At 48.6% G+C, this 15,223-nt stretch carries 15 protein-coding genes; 8 read left to right on the top strand and 7 right to left on the bottom strand.

The window, feature by feature from the left end; genetic code table 11:
• Window positions 1–28: 28 nt before the first annotated feature.
• From hemB to MARGE09_RS15135, 5 genes are all read right to left on the bottom strand, one after another.
• A complete protein-coding gene (gene hemB / locus MARGE09_RS15155; protein ID WP_236983245.1) occupies window positions 29–1,024 on the bottom strand; it encodes a porphobilinogen synthase in 996 nt (331 codons plus the stop codon).
• A gap of 53 nt (window positions 1,025–1,077) precedes the next feature.
• Window positions 1,078–2,124, bottom strand: a complete 1,047-nt coding sequence (locus tag MARGE09_RS15150) for a prenyltransferase/squalene oxidase repeat-containing protein (RefSeq protein WP_236983243.1) — start codon at window positions 2,122–2,124, stop codon at window positions 1,078–1,080.
• A gap of 9 nt (window positions 2,125–2,133) precedes the next feature.
• Complete coding sequence (locus MARGE09_RS15145; RefSeq protein WP_236983241.1) at window positions 2,134–2,862, bottom strand: class I SAM-dependent methyltransferase; 729 nt, start codon at window positions 2,860–2,862, stop codon at window positions 2,134–2,136.
• The gene (locus MARGE09_RS15140) at window positions 2,862–4,280 is read right to left on the bottom strand and encodes a glycosyltransferase family 4 protein (RefSeq protein WP_236983239.1); all 1,419 of its coding nucleotides are present in this window, start codon (window positions 4,278–4,280) and stop codon (window positions 2,862–2,864) included. The genes MARGE09_RS15145 and MARGE09_RS15140 overlap by 1 nt, the downstream gene beginning before the upstream one ends.
• Before the next feature lie 107 nt (window positions 4,281–4,387).
• The gene (locus tag MARGE09_RS15135; protein WP_236983237.1) at window positions 4,388–4,843 is read right to left on the bottom strand and encodes a thioredoxin family protein; all 456 of its coding nucleotides are present in this window, start codon (window positions 4,841–4,843) and stop codon (window positions 4,388–4,390) included.
• A 145-nt stretch (window positions 4,844–4,988) separates the two neighbouring features.
• On the opposite strand from MARGE09_RS15135, the gene hisB reads away from it, so the two are divergent.
• From hisB to hisF, 4 genes are read left to right on the top strand one after another with little or no spacing between them, the layout of a single operon-like run.
• Window positions 4,989–5,582: an imidazoleglycerol-phosphate dehydratase HisB gene (gene hisB, locus MARGE09_RS15130; RefSeq protein ID WP_236983234.1), complete on the top strand. Its 594-nt coding sequence runs from the start codon at window positions 4,989–4,991 to the stop codon at window positions 5,580–5,582.
• Between the two features lie 11 nt (window positions 5,583–5,593).
• Window positions 5,594–6,277, top strand: coding sequence for an imidazole glycerol phosphate synthase subunit HisH (hisH, locus tag MARGE09_RS15125; protein WP_255711654.1), 684 nt, complete (start codon window positions 5,594–5,596; stop codon window positions 6,275–6,277).
• Between the two features lie 55 nt (window positions 6,278–6,332).
• Window positions 6,333–7,073: a 1-(5-phosphoribosyl)-5-[(5-phosphoribosylamino)methylideneamino]imidazole-4-carboxamide isomerase gene (gene hisA, locus MARGE09_RS15120; protein WP_236983232.1), complete on the top strand. Its 741-nt coding sequence runs from the start codon at window positions 6,333–6,335 to the stop codon at window positions 7,071–7,073.
• Window positions 7,074–7,079: 6 nt separating this feature from the next.
• Window positions 7,080–7,853 carry an imidazole glycerol phosphate synthase subunit HisF gene (gene hisF, locus MARGE09_RS15115; RefSeq protein WP_236983230.1) on the top strand — a complete coding sequence of 258 codons (774 nt, stop codon included), beginning with the start codon at window positions 7,080–7,082 and terminating at the stop codon, window positions 7,851–7,853.
• Between the two features lie 751 nt (window positions 7,854–8,604).
• Here the strand turns inward: hisF and MARGE09_RS15110 are convergent.
• Both MARGE09_RS15110 and MARGE09_RS15105 read right to left on the bottom strand, forming a co-directional pair.
• Window positions 8,605–10,044, bottom strand: a complete 1,440-nt coding sequence (locus MARGE09_RS15110; protein ID WP_236983228.1) for a DEAD/DEAH box helicase — start codon at window positions 10,042–10,044, stop codon at window positions 8,605–8,607.
• Between the two features lie 7 nt (window positions 10,045–10,051).
• Complete coding sequence (locus MARGE09_RS15105; RefSeq protein WP_236983226.1) at window positions 10,052–10,639, bottom strand: hypothetical protein; 588 nt, start codon at window positions 10,637–10,639, stop codon at window positions 10,052–10,054.
• Between MARGE09_RS15105 and MARGE09_RS15100 the strand changes: the two genes are divergently transcribed.
• From MARGE09_RS15100 to MARGE09_RS15085, 4 genes are all read left to right on the top strand, one after another.
• Window positions 10,638–11,036 (top strand): helix-turn-helix domain-containing protein, encoded by a 399-nt coding sequence (locus MARGE09_RS15100; RefSeq protein ID WP_338040712.1) that lies wholly within the window; start codon window positions 10,638–10,640, stop codon window positions 11,034–11,036. The genes MARGE09_RS15105 and MARGE09_RS15100 overlap by 2 nt on opposite strands.
• Before the next feature lie 584 nt (window positions 11,037–11,620).
• A complete protein-coding gene (locus tag MARGE09_RS15095; RefSeq protein ID WP_236983221.1) occupies window positions 11,621–12,136 on the top strand; it encodes a DUF411 domain-containing protein in 516 nt (171 codons plus the stop codon).
• Window positions 12,137–12,180: 44 nt separating this feature from the next.
• Window positions 12,181–13,512 carry a TolC family protein gene (locus MARGE09_RS15090; RefSeq protein WP_236983219.1) on the top strand — a complete coding sequence of 444 codons (1,332 nt, stop codon included), beginning with the start codon at window positions 12,181–12,183 and terminating at the stop codon, window positions 13,510–13,512.
• Entirely contained in the window at window positions 13,505–15,223 is a 1,719-nt protein-coding gene (locus tag MARGE09_RS15085) for an efflux RND transporter periplasmic adaptor subunit (RefSeq protein ID WP_236983218.1), read from the top strand. The genes MARGE09_RS15090 and MARGE09_RS15085 overlap by 8 nt, the downstream gene beginning before the upstream one ends.

Genomic DNA, 15,223 nt, shown 5'->3' with positions numbered 1-15,223 from the left:
GGTTAACCTTGGATGAACCGTGGTTTGGTTACGCGTTTTTCAGTTTTTGCGCCGCGTCTTTTGCGAAGTAGGTCAATATACCGTTAGCACCTGCGCGCTTGATGCACATTAACGATTCAAGAATAACCTCTTCACCCAAATTGCCTTTTTCGATAGCCAGTTTATGCATAGAGTATTCGCCGCTCACTTGGTACACAAACGTTGGCGCACCGAACTCTTGCTTTACGCGTCGAACAATATCCAAGTAAGGCATGCCAGGCTTAACCATGACCATGTCTGCACCTTCTTGTAAATCTAGGGCAATTTCATGCATGGCTTCGTCACTGTTGGCCGGGTCCATTTGGTAGGTGAATTTATTGCCTTTACCAAGGTTACCCGCCGAGCCAACCGCATCACGGAACGGCCCGTAATAACTTGAGGCATACTTGGCCGAATACGCCATAATTTGCGTATTGATAAAGTCGCTAGCATCCAAGCTTTGGCGAATCGCGCCCACGCGGCCATCCATCATGTCCGACGGCGCGATAACATCAGCACCGGCCGCAGCGCAAACAACGGCTTGTTTTTGTAAGGCTTCAACGGTGATGTCGTTTAGCACATAGCCATTTTCATCAATAATGCCGTCTTGCCCGTGCGTGGTGTAAGGGTCTAGGGCGCCATCACAAATAATGCCCATTTCGGGGTACCGCTCTTTTATCGTTCGCACAGTGCGTGATACTAAGCCGTCTTCATCAAATGCTGCGCTGCCATCAAGGGTTTTAATGTCGTTGGCTACTTTGGGGAATAGGGCAATGGCAGGAATGCCTAGCTCGAGTAACTCTTCTACTTCGCGTTCTAACTCGTCGATGGTCATGCGGAATATCCCCGGCATTGACTCAATCACTTCGCGCTGGTTTTTGCCCTCGATAACAAAAACCGGAAAGATAAAATCGCTAGCGGAAATTTCAGTTTCGCGCACCATACGGCGAGAAAACTCACTAAAACGATTGCGACGCATACGCGTTGAAGGAAAGGAGCGTTCCATAGTGATTAACCTTGTTGGTATTTATAGTAATAGCGGCAGCCTACTGAAGCGCTTTACGCTTGGCAAGCCTGCCAAGCAAAGGCTTCGCGGGTAAATATGTTTGCCGCTGGTGTTAAGTGATAAAGCGCATCGGCGGCTAGTAACACAGCGCCTGCCGTCCAGCTGGTTTTATCTTCAGGCCAAACGGTTTTGTCGCGAAAAACATAGCCTGTTACATAGCCGCCATCGGCTTGCTGCCACTGGGCCAATGTTGCGAACAGCGCTTGTGCTTTTACCGGCCTTTGGGCCATCACCAGCGCCATAACAAGCTCGCTGGTTTCAGCCATAGTCACCCAAGGTTCGTCGCTTACACAGCGGCAGCCCAATTCTGGTTCTACGAACTCCCTCCAGCGATGCTCAAGGCGGTGCGCGGCATCTTCTGAGCTGTAAAGACCTGCGAGTACTGGGTAATACCAGTCCATGGCGAAGCGCTTTTTGCTTTCCCAGGTGCGATCAAAGCGTTGCGGCTTGTGCAATATAGCTTGTGATAACTTGTGCCAAGCTTGCTGCCAGTGGGCATAAGGCCGACCAAGCGTTTGCGCGGCTTGAATGCCATATTCTAGTGAGCGCGCAATAGACGCGCAGGCGGTAAGCAGGGCGTCGGGTTCGGGTTTGTTATGGGCATCTACTGCCCAGCTAATTTCACCTTCCGGGTGCTGAAACTGCAAAACAAAGTCTATCGCGCGCTGCATCACAGGGAAGAAGCGCAAAAGAAAGTTACGGTCGTTTGTGGTTAAAAAATAGTGCCACACGCCGGTAGCAACATAAGCAATAAAGTTAGTTTCTTTGCCTGTAGGCGCTGTAGGTGTACAACTGTTGTTACCAAAATAATACGCCGCGTGCCAACTGCCGTCTGGCAACTGGTTGTCGGCCAACCACTGGTAAGCTTTTTGCGCTTGTGTATGCATACCAGCAACGGTTAAGCCCATTGCCGCCTCTACGTGATCCCATGGATCTAATTTATCGTTAAGGTTCCACAGAATCGCGCCGTTATCGAGCTGTAAGCTTCGAATGTAATCGGCCGTTTTAATCAAATTGAGCGTGCTTAGCGTGGGCTGCAAAAGGTAACCTTAATGATCCGTTGGGGCTGGTGATTTAACAAAATGCCAAACCGTGCTTTTCCCCATTAATGGGTTAAGTAAGCGCTCGAGTAGGCGAGTGAGTGCGGGTTTTTTCATAAGGTCCCACACTAGCAGTTTATGGTATGTGCGACAAAGTAGCGCTTGCTCGCCCTGACGCCAAAATGCACAGCGCAGCCACCAGTAAATACTGTGCAACGCATGAGCGTAGTAATGCTGTGTTTGTAAAAAGCCTAGCCCTTCAATGTGCTGTGCAAGTGCGTTGCCATTAAAAATACGCACATGGCCACCTTCAACCTGATGGTAAGCGGCGCTTAGCTGCCAGCAAACGCGCTCGGGCCAAGCCCTAGGGACGCTAGCGGCAAAAACGCCCCCAGGTTTGAGCACCCGCGTTATTTCATCGAGCATTGCGCGGTAATCGGGAATATGTTCAAGCACCTCTGAGCATATTACGGCATCAAATGTTTGGCTTTGAAAAGGCAATTGGGTGCCGTCACCGCATGCATAACTGAGTAGCGGTGATTGTTTAATTGATGCAAAAAAGTCATCACCTTTACCACGCGCGCAGGTTAGGTCTTTATGGCTTAGATCAACACCCACGGTTTGTATATTGGGGAAGTGCCAAGCGCATGCATGGCTGTGCCTGCCTTCGCCACAGCCTAAATCCAATACAATGCTGCGGGGCTCTAATTGCAGCGAGGCGATGTTGATGGTTTCCACTAGCTCGGCTCCGTTAGGCTTGCGCTAGCGCTCGGTTTGCAAGCTTTGGGGTTGCAAACAGCTGAGGCCCGGGTGGGCCTAGAAATTTGGCGCTGGGCAATGGCTTGACGGTATAGCTCAACGTAATCCTCTGCAACTTTGCCCCAGCTTAATACACTGCACGCTCGTTCTCGGCCGCGTTTTTCAAGGTCTTGTCTGTGGTCGTAGTCTTGGAGCAATTGCCCCGCTGCGTGCGCCAAGGCCTGTGAGTCACCGGCTGGCACAACGAGCCCTGCATTACCTACAACTTCGGGTAATGCGCCGCCATCGCTCACAATTACTGCCGTGCCGCAGCTCATGGCCTCTGCTGCAGGCAAGCCAAAGCCCTCATACAGCGACGGGCAAATAAATACGGTGGCGGCGTTATAGGCTGCTACCATTTCGTCATCACTCAAACCCGAGCGAAACAACACGCGGTTTTGCAGCTTTAAATGGTGAAGGTGTTTTTCACTTTCGCCATTTGTTTGTAGCTTGCCAATAACCGTTAGCTGTAAGCCTGGATGCTTTTTGAGAAGCTCGGCATAGGCATTTAACAACACCTTAAACCCTTTTAACGGTTGATCCGATGAGCAAGTCGCCAGCAATGTATTTGGCTGCTTCTCGACCCCATCTAAGGGCTTAAATAAGGCGGTGTTAATGCCGTTAAATATCACCTGAGTTTTGGCTACTGGGCGCCCAAAGCAGGCGGCTATATCTTCACGCGATGCCTGCGAAACCGTAATAACATGCGAAAGTTTACGCGTAACGCGCGCTTGCATGGTTAAAAAGGAATACCAACGCCGGGCGCCCCAGCGATGCAGCCAGTTTCTAGCTTGGGCAATGGCGTGTTCTTTGTCTCGTGTTATAGGGTGATGCACGGTGGCAACGGTGGGAAGCTTAAGTTTAAGTAGTGCAGTACACAGGCTTTGATTATCGTGAACGATATCAAAACGGTTGGGGTGTTTTTTTAAAAAGGCTTTTAATCGTCGGCCAAAACAATACGGCTCAGCAAAGCCACCGGTTAGCATGCTCCACCACTCGTAAGTATCGGCTAACGAGCTTAAGTGTTTAAAACGCAAAGCCGTAACATGGTTAGGCACCTCGTAAAGGTTAAGGCTAGGCAGCTTAATAAGCGTAATGTCGTCAGGTAATGCCGGGTAGGGAGGGCCAGAGATCACGGTTACCTGGTGCCCTAAAGCATGCAGTGCGCAAGCCAGTTGCTTGATGTATATCCCCTGCCCACCAACATGCGGGTGGCTGCGATAGCCTATCAAGGCAATGCGCAGCGCAGGTTGCGGTGTGCTTGCGGGCGTTGTGCTTTGTGTGTTGTAGGTTGGCAATGCGGGCATCCATTTGCGAAAGCCGGCCATTATAGCGCCCATAACAATATCGCCAACCACCTTAGCGCCTTAAGGGTAACTAAACCTAAAAGTCACAGTTGAAGCTTAATAGTCTAAGCCCATTTTGACTCTCAACTACGGTTTCTAGGTTAAAGCGATAAGGCCGCTTAAATCTGCTGCAAGAAAGCGCTTGGCTCGAATGTAATTTCCAGCTTTTTAACCAGCGTGCCGTCGGGCTTTAAAATCACTAGGGTAGGGAAGCCATAAGCTTGATAGGTTTTGCGGAAGTAAGCTGCCTCGTCAGATTCAGAATCAATACGTGCATAAACGTAGCTACTATCGATAACGCTTTTAACAGCCTTATCGGTAAAGACTTCTTTGTCCAGCTTTACACAATAGCCACACCAATAAGCCGAAAAGTCCGCCAGAATCGGCTTGCCTTGCTCTTGGGCTTTCTCCATGGCCTGCGCCAAAGTTAGGGGCTCAAGCCCAGTTTTGGCGAATGCTCGCTTGCCATTAAAGCTTTGCAGTGAATTAATGCCTATATAAAAAAGCCCCCCAAACGCTATCATCAAAACGATCGAGAAGAACTCTTTTTTTAACCGAGCTTTACTGATATTCACTTTACGACTCCCCTTTAAAACCTTCACCCGGTTAGGACTACCATTATAAAAGAATGTTCAGTTCCAGCCCTGTATAGGGAAGAACTCAAGACACGAGCGCGATGCAACGCTATAATCGCCGCTTTTCAAAATGTCTGGAGTACGTATGGCCGACCGCACGGCGAAAGTTGACCGCGATACACTCGAAACACAAATCAGCGTTGCCTTGAATTTAGACGGCGCCGGTAAAGGTGTTTTTAACACGGGTGTTCCTTTCTTAGAGCATATGATGGATCAAATTGCCCGTCATGGCATGATTGATTTAGATGTGGTGTGTAAAGGCGATACGCATATTGATGATCACCACAGCGTAGAAGATATCGGCATTACCATTGGCCAAGCTATAGATGCCGCCGTTGGTGATAAGCGCGGAATTTACCGTTATGGTCACGCATATGTGCCGTTGGACGAGGCCTTGTCGCGGGTAGTGATTGATTTTTCTGGCCGCCCAGGTCTAGTCATGAATGTACCTTTCACCCAAAAGCGCATTGGCAACTTTGATACCGAGCTGTTTTGGGAGTTTTTTCAGGGTTTTGTCAACCACGCCAAAGTTACCGTGCACATTGATTGCTTGCGCGGCCACAACGCGCACCATCAAATAGAAACGGTATTTAAAGCTTTTGGCCGAGCACTGCGTATGGCTTTAACCGTTGACGAGCGCATGGGCAATGCTATGCCATCCACCAAAGGCACACTCTAGGAGATGATGTAGTGAGCTCCCAGTTAACCGAAGTCGCCATTATTGACTATGGCATGGGCAATTTGCACTCAGTGGCCAGTGCCGTAAAACACGTCGCCCCCGAAGCTAATGTGGTTGTTAGTTCCGATAGCGATGCCATAGCACGCGCCGACCGCGTGATATTTCCTGGTGTTGGCGCCATCCGCGATTGTATCGCAGAGATTAAATCGCGGGGTTTTGACGCTGCCGTTGCCCGAGAAATAGCATCGGGCAAGCCGGTGTTATCTATTTGCGTAGGCCTACAAGCGCTAATGGCACGCAGCGAAGAAAACAACGGGGTGGAGTGCTTAAATGTATTCTCAGGCGACGTTAAAAGCTTTAGCGCCGCACCGGGTTTTAGCGCAGTTACCGACGAAAGCTCGCACAGTGGCGAACGTTTAAAAGTGCCGCATATGGGCTGGAATAATGTCGCCCAAACGCTATCGCATCCGCTTTGGCATTCGATTGACGACGGTGGCCGCTTTTATTTTGTGCATAGCTATTTTGTACAAACGCAAGACCAAGCCCTTATCGCGGGTAAAAGCCATTACGGTTTAGATTTTGTTGCTGCTTTAGCGCGCGACAATGTGTTTGCAGCCCAGTTTCACCCCGAAAAAAGCCATACTAATGGCTTGCAACTATTAAAAAATTTCGTAGCTTGGGACGGTAAGCCCTAATTTAAAAGGCTTACACCTGCGCTAGAACACAGCTTGTATCTTAAGGTATTTATTCATGTTAATTATTCCTGCCATCGATTTAAAAGACGGCAAATGTGTACGCTTACGCAAAGGCGTAATGGACGATTCCACAGTTTTTTCAGACGATCCGGTCAGCATGGCCCAAAAGTGGGTAGATCAAGGCGCACGACGCTTGCACTTGGTCGACCTTAACGGTGCTTTTGCCGGCGAGCCTGTGAATGGCGATGTGGTTACGGCCATATCAAAAGCCTACCCCAATCTACCGATCCAAATCGGCGGCGGTATTCGCAGCGCAGAAACCATCGAATATTATTTAAACGCTGGCGTTAAGTACGTAATTATTGGTACTAAAGCCGTTAAAGAACCGCAATTCGTTACCGATATGTGCAAGGCTTTTGCTGGTCACATTATTGTAGGTTTAGATGCTAAAAAAGGCCTTGTTGCCACCGACGGCTGGGCGGAAGTATCTACACTCAAAGCCACTGAACTTGCAAAACGCTTTGAACAAGATGGCGTAGACAGCATTGTTTATACCGACATTGACCGCGACGGTATGATGCAAGGCGTTAACGTTGAAGCCACGGTTGCTATGGCTAAAGCCTCGAGTTTGCCCGTTATCGCGTCTGGCGGTATTACCGATATCAACGACATTAGCGCGTTGCTTGCGGCAAGCGCTGAAGGTGCGGGTATTTGTGGCGCAATTACTGGCCGTGCAATATACGAAGACACGTTGGATCTGGCCGAAGCGCAGGCCTTATGCGATCAAAAAGGTTAATTAATTATGGCTTTAGCAAAGCGCATTATTCCTTGCTTGGATGTTGATAAAGGGCGCGTCGTTAAAGGCGTGCAGTTTGTTGATATTCGCGATGCCGGCGACCCTGTAGAAGTGGCTAAAAAATATAACCAGCAAGGTGCCGACGAAATCACCTTCTTGGATATTACCGCTTCGCATGAAGCGCGCGATACAACTATCCACACTGTAGAAGCTATTGCTTCGGAAGTTTTTATTCCGTTAACCGTCGGTGGTGGCATTCGTACCGTTGCCGATATTCGCAATATGCTAAATGCCGGCGCCGATAAAGTGAGCATTAATTCGGCGGCGGTATTTAACCCCGACTTTGTTCAACAGGCTGCCGACAAATTCGGGTCGCAATGTATTGTTGTTGCCATCGATGCTAAAAAAGTGAGCGTCGAAGGCGAAACACCGCGCTGGGAAATATTCACCCACGGCGGGCGAAAACCTACAGGCATAGATGCGGTTGAATGGGGCGTTAAAATGGTCGAACTTGGCGCCGGCGAGATTTTATTAACCAGTATGGATAACGACGGCGTTAAACAAGGCTTTGACTTAGGCGTAACCCGCGCTATAAGCGATGCGGTGTCGGTGCCGGTTATTGCAAGTGGTGGCGTTGGTAACCTTCAGCATTTGGTTGATGGCGTAGAAAAGGGTGGTGCCGATGCTGTACTGGCCGCCAGTATTTTCCACTTTGGTGAATACACTGTCCCCCAAGCTAAAGCTTACATGGCTGAACGCGGCATTGAAGTTAGGCTGTAGCGCTTAACTTTAATCGTACATCCAAATGACTCCCTCCCAATAAATATGCCCCGCAAGGCGAGGCATATTTATTCCTTCAAGACCCTCTTTAAAAATTAAAGCTTTAATTATCCTTTCCCAATTTCCCAATGTAAAGATAGAGTCATTTTATTGTTATAAGCTAGCCATAATAAAAAGCTATATTAACCACTCGCACCAAAAAGGCTCGGCTTGAGTTCGCGCGCACAGGCGTCGAGCATAACAATTACGCCGCCAAAATTAACCTCTATGACGAAGAAAATTCGGTTTATCGATCAAGATCAAAACTATCAGTAGAACGCCTTTTTTAGACAGCGACTAAAGCCGTTGCCGTTTTCGTTATAGAGCGTTAAATGCCTAGTACCCAAAGCTGGTATGTGGGCACTAGAGCAGCCTATTTGGGGGAAATCCTAAACAAAACCCCGAATTCCTCCATAGCAAATAATAATCATTCGCATATATGGCCGATTACCTTTTAGGGTGTTACAGCAGACAGAAAAGTTTTGGCTTGGTGATCTTTAGATGTTTATGCTGGTATCGAAGCGAGGGATAATTTTGGTTAGTATTAGAGTCCCATCAGGCAGACGGCGTAAGGCGGTTATTGAAAAATTGTGGCATAATCTTTCTTTGCTTACTCAACGACCGTTTCGAATAACCGCAAACTTAGCTTTGCCGATAGTGCGCTTCTTTTGAAACGTCATGTGATTGGGTTATTCTAAAGATTCTTTGATGTTCATCCGGCAACCGGCGAAAAGCTGACCATGCGTTTTTTGAATCGTCCAAATAGCCCAAGGGTAGTTTCGTAGGCTTCTGCCAAGCTGGTAAAGGGAAGTGGGGTATTGCCATCGTCTGGGTCACCTAGCGTTAATGATGTTAGATCAGACAAGCTTTCAATATGTTCAGTGGTGTCTCGAGGGGCTGCAGTAAAACCTTCTTCTTCAGTTGAACCCGGCTCTATTTCCGGGGCACCATTCGTTATCGGCGCTATGCTCTCCTCCATCATCTTTATCAAGACCGCAGTGGATGAGGGGATATCCTCGGCGATACGGTGCGCAAATTCCATTAATTTAGGTTCGGCGGGCATGAGGAGCAGTGCGTCTTCATGTGCATTATTTTGCACTCTCAAAATTCTCCCCAGAACTTGTCGAAAATACAATTCCGTCTTGACTCTAGTAAGGTGACAGCACACCTGTAAACGCGGAATATCAGTCCCTTCGCTAATCATTCCTACCGAAACAATCCATTTGGTGTTCGCATTACGAAATTGTTGAATTGCCTGCTGGGAGTCTTCATGCATGTAGGTGACTACGGCCGGAATCTCTCCACAGGTGTTTTCTAAAATTGTAGCGATGAGCATGGCATGCTCTACTGAAGCCGCCACAATAAGTCCACCCGCGCTGGGATTGTACTTCCTAATTGAGTTTAGGCTTTTCTGACTAAGTTCTATTAAGTATTGAATGAGCGTCCTGTTTTCTAGGAGTTGCTGGTAGGTACAATGCGAGCTCTTGAGGAGATCATTAATCGAACGATACACATCCTCCTTGCCTTCGCATTTCACGGAAATTTTCTCATTGTCAATGCCGGTAATTCTAGGAGTGCGGCACACGCCATCCTTGATTGCCTGCGCCAAGCCGTAGGTGTAGTCGCAATGGACCGTTCCTTCATGGCAGTAAGACGTCAATGCAATAGGGATGCGATCCGAACGCCATGGCGTGCCCGTCAGCGCAAGACTATATGTCGCATTACCTTGAATATTCTGGATGATTTTTTGGCCCCAGGCATTGGCGTTACCGAGATGATCGCCTGCGCAGTGATGTATTTCATCAAATATCACCAGCGTACGGTGCGACGTCAGTAGTGACCAGAACGTTTGGTCGAGGTTGAGCATGGATTGATAGGTCAGCACATGGCCTTTCGCTCCCAACAGTCCATCCAATCGATATCCGAGAACGCCCTCCAATGTGGCCTGAAAGGAGTTGGAAACATTGATGGAAGGGGAGAAGCAGAAGACTAGATCAATCTCACCACTATTCAATAATCTTTTCGCAACGGTAGACGCCATGAAAGTTTTACCTGCACCAGGCGTGGCCAGACAGAGAAAGTGGGCTTGACCATTACGGTACCGAGATAAACAGCGTGACACAGCTTCACGCTGCCAACGTCTTAACTTCATAAGGGGGTTACCGCAAATCGTTCGATGAGAGAAGACTTTCCAATGCCTTGATTTTTCCGAGAAGCAGGGCGCTACGTTCCCTTGCCTCAGCATAAAGAGACTGTGCTTCTTCGCTGAATTCAGGCAATTCTTTACAAAGAGATTCGTATTCCTCCGCCTCGCCCAATGCACACAACATGTCGGATCGGTGCTTACTGAGTCTCTCACGTAATGCCGCGACAGGTTTTTTGGGCTGAATCTCTTTGGGTTTTGCTTTGGGTTTTGCTTTTGCTAGTGCTTTTACTGGCGGGGCAGCTTTGGGTGGCAAAGTAGAGAGTGCACTGGCCGGCTTCTTTAGAATGGGATACTGAGATCTAAACTTTTGAGTAAGCTGGTATTTAGGCCAACCACCATCGTCTGGCAATTTCTCCATTAGTCCCGCTTTCATCAAACGCACCATATTTCGATAGACAAACTGTCTCGCCGGCTTTTTACTTTTGTGCGGACTTTCTGGGCGATCCAGATAGTATGTCGTCAACACCGCTACCGTGAAGGAGTCTCCTTGTAGCTCGGAGAGCGCATGAAGGAGTTCGGGTTTTATCTGAATCGTACTCATGAGGTATTTTGTCGCGTGCCTTGTCTCGAATTTCGCGACATTCTACATTGTCTCTATCATCGAGACAATGGAACCGTCCTCCTACTCACCTCATTACGATAAACTGCGCGCTTGGATGAAGCAAAAGCGGGAGGAGAGCGGTTTGTCCTTAAGAGCGGTCTCCGAGGAATTAGGCCGTCATCATTCTGTGATCGGTAAGATGGAGCAGGATCGCCGCAAGATTGAGCTTTTAGAATTTGTAGAGTACTGTCGTGTCATCGGTGCCGACCCTCATGAAGGGCTTGACGTAATGCTCTCAAAATCCGCTGAAAACGGAGCTTCACTTTCCATGCACAGTTACAGCGTGCTAGGCGCAGTTAGACCTAGCCAAATCAATCCAATGACTATGTGTATCTAATCCACCTCATTCGTTCCCTTGCCGGACCTCAGAGCACAATCATACTGAATCGCCCGGTTTTGATTTGGGTCAAGCTCTTAAGTGTAGGTTTGAACCATTATGTAATTGGGTTATCCTATGTAGAGATTGATCTTAATTTGGGTTGATGTGTGACTTCAAAATATACCAACAAAAGGCGCCTTCTTTGGGTGTTCATCGCGCTACTGGCCTATTCGGTCCAGTCGTTAGCGTTTGTCGGTACTATGGATAATCCAGCATCCGCTCCTGCTGACCAAATGATGAGCGGGTGTCATGGTGACCACGATAAGTCGGTCAAACCCCACAGCGATAATACCCCAGCAGATTGTTGTGAGGATGGCTGTACTATGATGGGCTGTCACACCGCCAGCGCACTAGTCGGCAGCCTGAACACTCCTGTATTTAACGTGCGTCAAATGCAAAGTCAGAATGTTAACTTGGGTTTAGTCGCAAAACTATCCAGCTCCCTCTATCGTCCCCCAATTCTCCGCTAACACAGGATTAGTCCGTCTACAGTCGGACCGTTAGCGGGGGCATTTGCCCTCAAAAATTTCATGCTCCGATTAATGGAGCCGAATATCAAGGGTATTCTCGTGAATCTTTTATCCAAAAGTCTAATTCTATTTGTTTTTGCCGTATTGGCTGCCTGTTCTGCGTCTGAGGCGCCAAAGGCGCAGGAAGGAAGTGCGCTTGAAGTCTTCAAAAGTCCAACCTGTGGGTGTTGTGGTAAGTGGGTCACTCATCTTGAGGAATCAGGCTTTAACACCACCGTTCGAAATCAAAACTCGCTTGATAGCATTAAGAAAAAGCTGGGTATTCCCGCCAATATGCAATCTTGCCATACCGGAGTGAGTGCAGATGGCTACTTTTTTGAAGGGCATATTCCTGCAAAGTTTGTTAAGGCTTTTTTAGCTAAACCGCCGGAAAACGCCGCTGGATTGGCGGTGCCTGGTATGCCTGCCGGAAGTCCGGGAATGGAAATGGGCGATCGTTTTAACCCATATAGTGTGATTCTGGTGAAAAAGGACGGTACTACCGAGGTATATGCCGAAGTCGCGTCCCTTGAGGAGCAACATCAATGATCGGCAATTCACAATACAAAATACGCCCTTTGTGCGTGGCGCTCGTGCTAGTTTGGAGCGGCATTTCAGTCGATTTGCATGCTGAGCAATACAGTTTGCTGGAGGCCATCGAAAAAGCACAATCACAGGACCCATGGCTCGATGGGAGCCGGTTTCGTGAGGAAAGCTTAGAGTCTTTGAGTATTAGTGCGGGTACACTTCCCGATCCGACAGTCAGTCTCGGGATTGCTAATTTACCTATCGATAGCTTCGATTTTTCTCAGGAAGGAATGACGCAGTTTAAGGTGGGTGTTAGCCAAATGTTTCCGCGGGGCAAGACACTGGCCCTGCGGCAGGAAAAGTTAGAAAAAATGAGCCAAATGCAGCCGCTTGTTCGGGAGGATAGAAGGGCGCAAGTGTCGGTGACAGTGGCTCAGCTTTGGCTGGAGGTGTATCGCATTCAAAAGACCATCGCATTAATAGAGCAAGATCGAAGCTTGTTCGAGCATCTTGTCGATGTGGCACAGTCGAGTTACACCACGGCATCTGGACGAACTCGGCAGCAAGATCTGATTCGGGCACAGCTTGAATTGACCCGTTTGGAAGACCGTTTGACGATGCTAAGACAACGACGGGAATCGCAATTGGCACAATTGGGGGAGTGGTTGGCAGATTCCAGCTATGAACTGGCTATCGAAATGCCGAAAAATTTGGGAACTGGACATCTCAAGGATCCCCTGATTAATGAAATTGAGACAGGCATAAGGGCTCAAAAACTCGCACAAATATTGATGGCGCACCCAAAGATTCGAAGTGTTGACCAGAAAATCAGCGCCGAAGAATCGGGAGTGAAACTGGCGAAGCAAAGCTATAAGCCACAATGGGGAATCAATGCTAGTTATGGGTATCGTGATGCCGATCCAATGGGTAATGATCGAGCCGATTTTTTCTCTGTTGGGGTGAGTTTGGATGTACCGCTATTCACCGGTAAGCGTCAAGACAAACAAGTACAAGCGGCAGTCGCAGAACGCGAAGCTATTAAAACCGAACGTACCTTGGTGCTACGTCAATTGCGTTCAGGCTTTGAAACCGCCGAAAGTCAGTACCGCCGCTTACTCGAACGACGAGAACTCTACCGCTCACGGCTTTTGAAAGAAATGTCTGAGCAGGCGGAGGCTTCATTGACAGCCTACACCCACGACGACGGTGATTTTGCCGAAGTGGTTCGTGCACGCATTGCCGAACTCAATGCGCGTATTGAGGCACTGAATGTCGAAGTCGACATTCACAAAATCGTTGCGCAGCTGAACTACTTCCTGAATCCCTCTCACAACAAAAATAGCGCAGTACTGACCGATGTGTCCAGTGCTTCTGGAGAGCTAATTGACCATGAATAACTCAAAAAAACTCACTCCCATTTCTATCGCGGCTGCAATTGGGGGCCTCGTCGCAGGTATTGCGCTTACGTTGATATTTGCAGGAGGAGGAGAAACCAATAGCGGGAAATCCGCCTCAACGGAAAAACAACCACTGTATTGGGTGGCCCCAATGGACCCCAATTACCGCCGAGATAAACCTGGTAAATCGCCCATGGGCATGGACCTAATTCCCGTCTACGAAGGTGGTGAAAAGGCGAATGACGAAGGGCCCGGTACGATCAGCATATCGCCCGATGTGATTAATAATTTGGGGGTTCGTACCGGCTTGGTTGAGCGTCAGCCACTTCATACTGAAATTGTCACCGTCGGATATGTTAAATACGATGAAGACAAGCTGATCCACATCCATCCCCGTGTCTCCGGTTGGGTGGAAAAATTATTTGTTAAGGCAGCCGGTGATCCGGTGCAAGAAGGCGAGCCCTTGTATTCGCTGTATTCGCCGGAATTAGTCAATGCGCAGGAAGAGCTGGTGCTCGCACTTAATCGAAAAAATACACGCTTAATTCAAGCAGCGGAAGACAGGCTTAAGGCCTTACAAATTCCAGCGGCCTCCATTAAAGCGCTGAAGCAGACCTTAAAAATTCAGCAAACAGTGACGTTCTACGCCCCCCAAACCGGCGTGGTTGATAACCTGAATATTCGAGAAGGCTTTTACGTTAAGCCAGGCACAACGATGCTCAGTATCGGCGCATTGGATCAAGTATGGGTAGACGCGGAAATCTTTGAACGCCAGGCGGCCCTGGTTAAAGCCGGCGATCCTGTCACGATGAACTTGGACTACCTGCCGGGTAAAACCTGGTCAGGTCAGGTGGATTATATTTACCCAACACTCGATAGCAAAACACGCACAGTGCGTCTTCGCCTTCGTTTTGAAAATCCAGATTTTGCGCTCAAACCCAATATGTTTGCGCAAGTTGCTGTGCACTCCGATAGTGCTGAGCAATTACTTGTCATCCCAAGGGAAGCACTTATTCGTACCGGCAGTCAAGACCGGGTTGTATTGGCCTTGGGAGAGGGTAGTTACAAATCGATTGCCGTCAAAGTTGGGCGTGAAGATCAGTCAATTGCTGAAATCATCGAAGGCGTGAGCGAAGGGGATAGGGTAGTGACATCGGCCCAGTTCTTACTCGATTCCGAGTCTAGCAAAACCTCAGACTTTAAACGAATGCATCATGGCGAAGATCAGCCCAGCTCAGTGTGGGTTGCCGCCACGATCGAGAGCGTAATGCCTGATCATCGAATGGTGACTGTCAAGCATGAAGCGATTGACGCTTGGGGATGGCCAGAAATGACCATGGATTTTCAGGTTAATCCAAAAGTGAATTTTGAGGCGTTAACACCCGGTACTCAGCTGCACATGGAAATCACCAAGCTCGACAACGGCCAGTATGAAATGACGGGTACGCATATTATGAATGGCGGAATTGAAGAGGACATGTCTTCGGAGGAGGAAGAGAAGGTGGACCACAGCCAGATGAATCACGGTGAGATGGATCACAGCCAGATGGGTCACGGTGAGATGGATCATTCTAAAATGGATCACAGCCAGATGAATCATGAAGAAATGGACCATTCACAAATGAACCACAATGGCATGGAAACTAACGCGGTTGATCACTCAAAGATGGATCACTCCAATCACCAACAGCACTCAGGTGACGGGGAGTAA

Source organism: Marinagarivorans cellulosilyticus, from assembly GCF_021655555.1.
Lineage (GTDB): Bacteria > Pseudomonadota > Gammaproteobacteria > Pseudomonadales > Cellvibrionaceae > Marinagarivorans > Marinagarivorans cellulosilyticus.
Note: the sequence above shows the minus strand (reverse complement) of the source record. Positions and strands in the feature narration are given on the sequence as shown.

Coding starts and splice junctions, on each gene's coding strand:
- MARGE09_RS15110 (WP_236983228.1), bottom strand. CDS start 10,044: ATGAAGTTAAGACGTTGGCAGCGTGAAGCTGTGTCACGCTGTTTATCT.
- MARGE09_RS15105 (WP_236983226.1), bottom strand. CDS start 10,639: ATGAGTACGATTCAGATAAAACCCGAACTCCTTCATGCGCTCTCCGAG.
- hemB (WP_236983245.1), bottom strand. CDS start 1,024: ATGGAACGCTCCTTTCCTTCAACGCGTATGCGTCGCAATCGTTTTAGT.
- MARGE09_RS15100 (WP_338040712.1), top strand. CDS start 10,638: ATGAGGTATTTTGTCGCGTGCCTTGTCTCGAATTTCGCGACATTCTAC.
- hisB (WP_236983234.1), top strand. CDS start 4,989: ATGGCCGACCGCACGGCGAAAGTTGACCGCGATACACTCGAAACACAA.
- hisA (WP_236983232.1), top strand. CDS start 6,333: ATGTTAATTATTCCTGCCATCGATTTAAAAGACGGCAAATGTGTACGC.
- hisF (WP_236983230.1), top strand. CDS start 7,080: ATGGCTTTAGCAAAGCGCATTATTCCTTGCTTGGATGTTGATAAAGGG.
- MARGE09_RS15085 (WP_236983218.1), top strand. CDS start 13,505: ATGAATAACTCAAAAAAACTCACTCCCATTTCTATCGCGGCTGCAATT.
- MARGE09_RS15095 (WP_236983221.1), top strand. CDS start 11,621: ATGGAGCCGAATATCAAGGGTATTCTCGTGAATCTTTTATCCAAAAGT.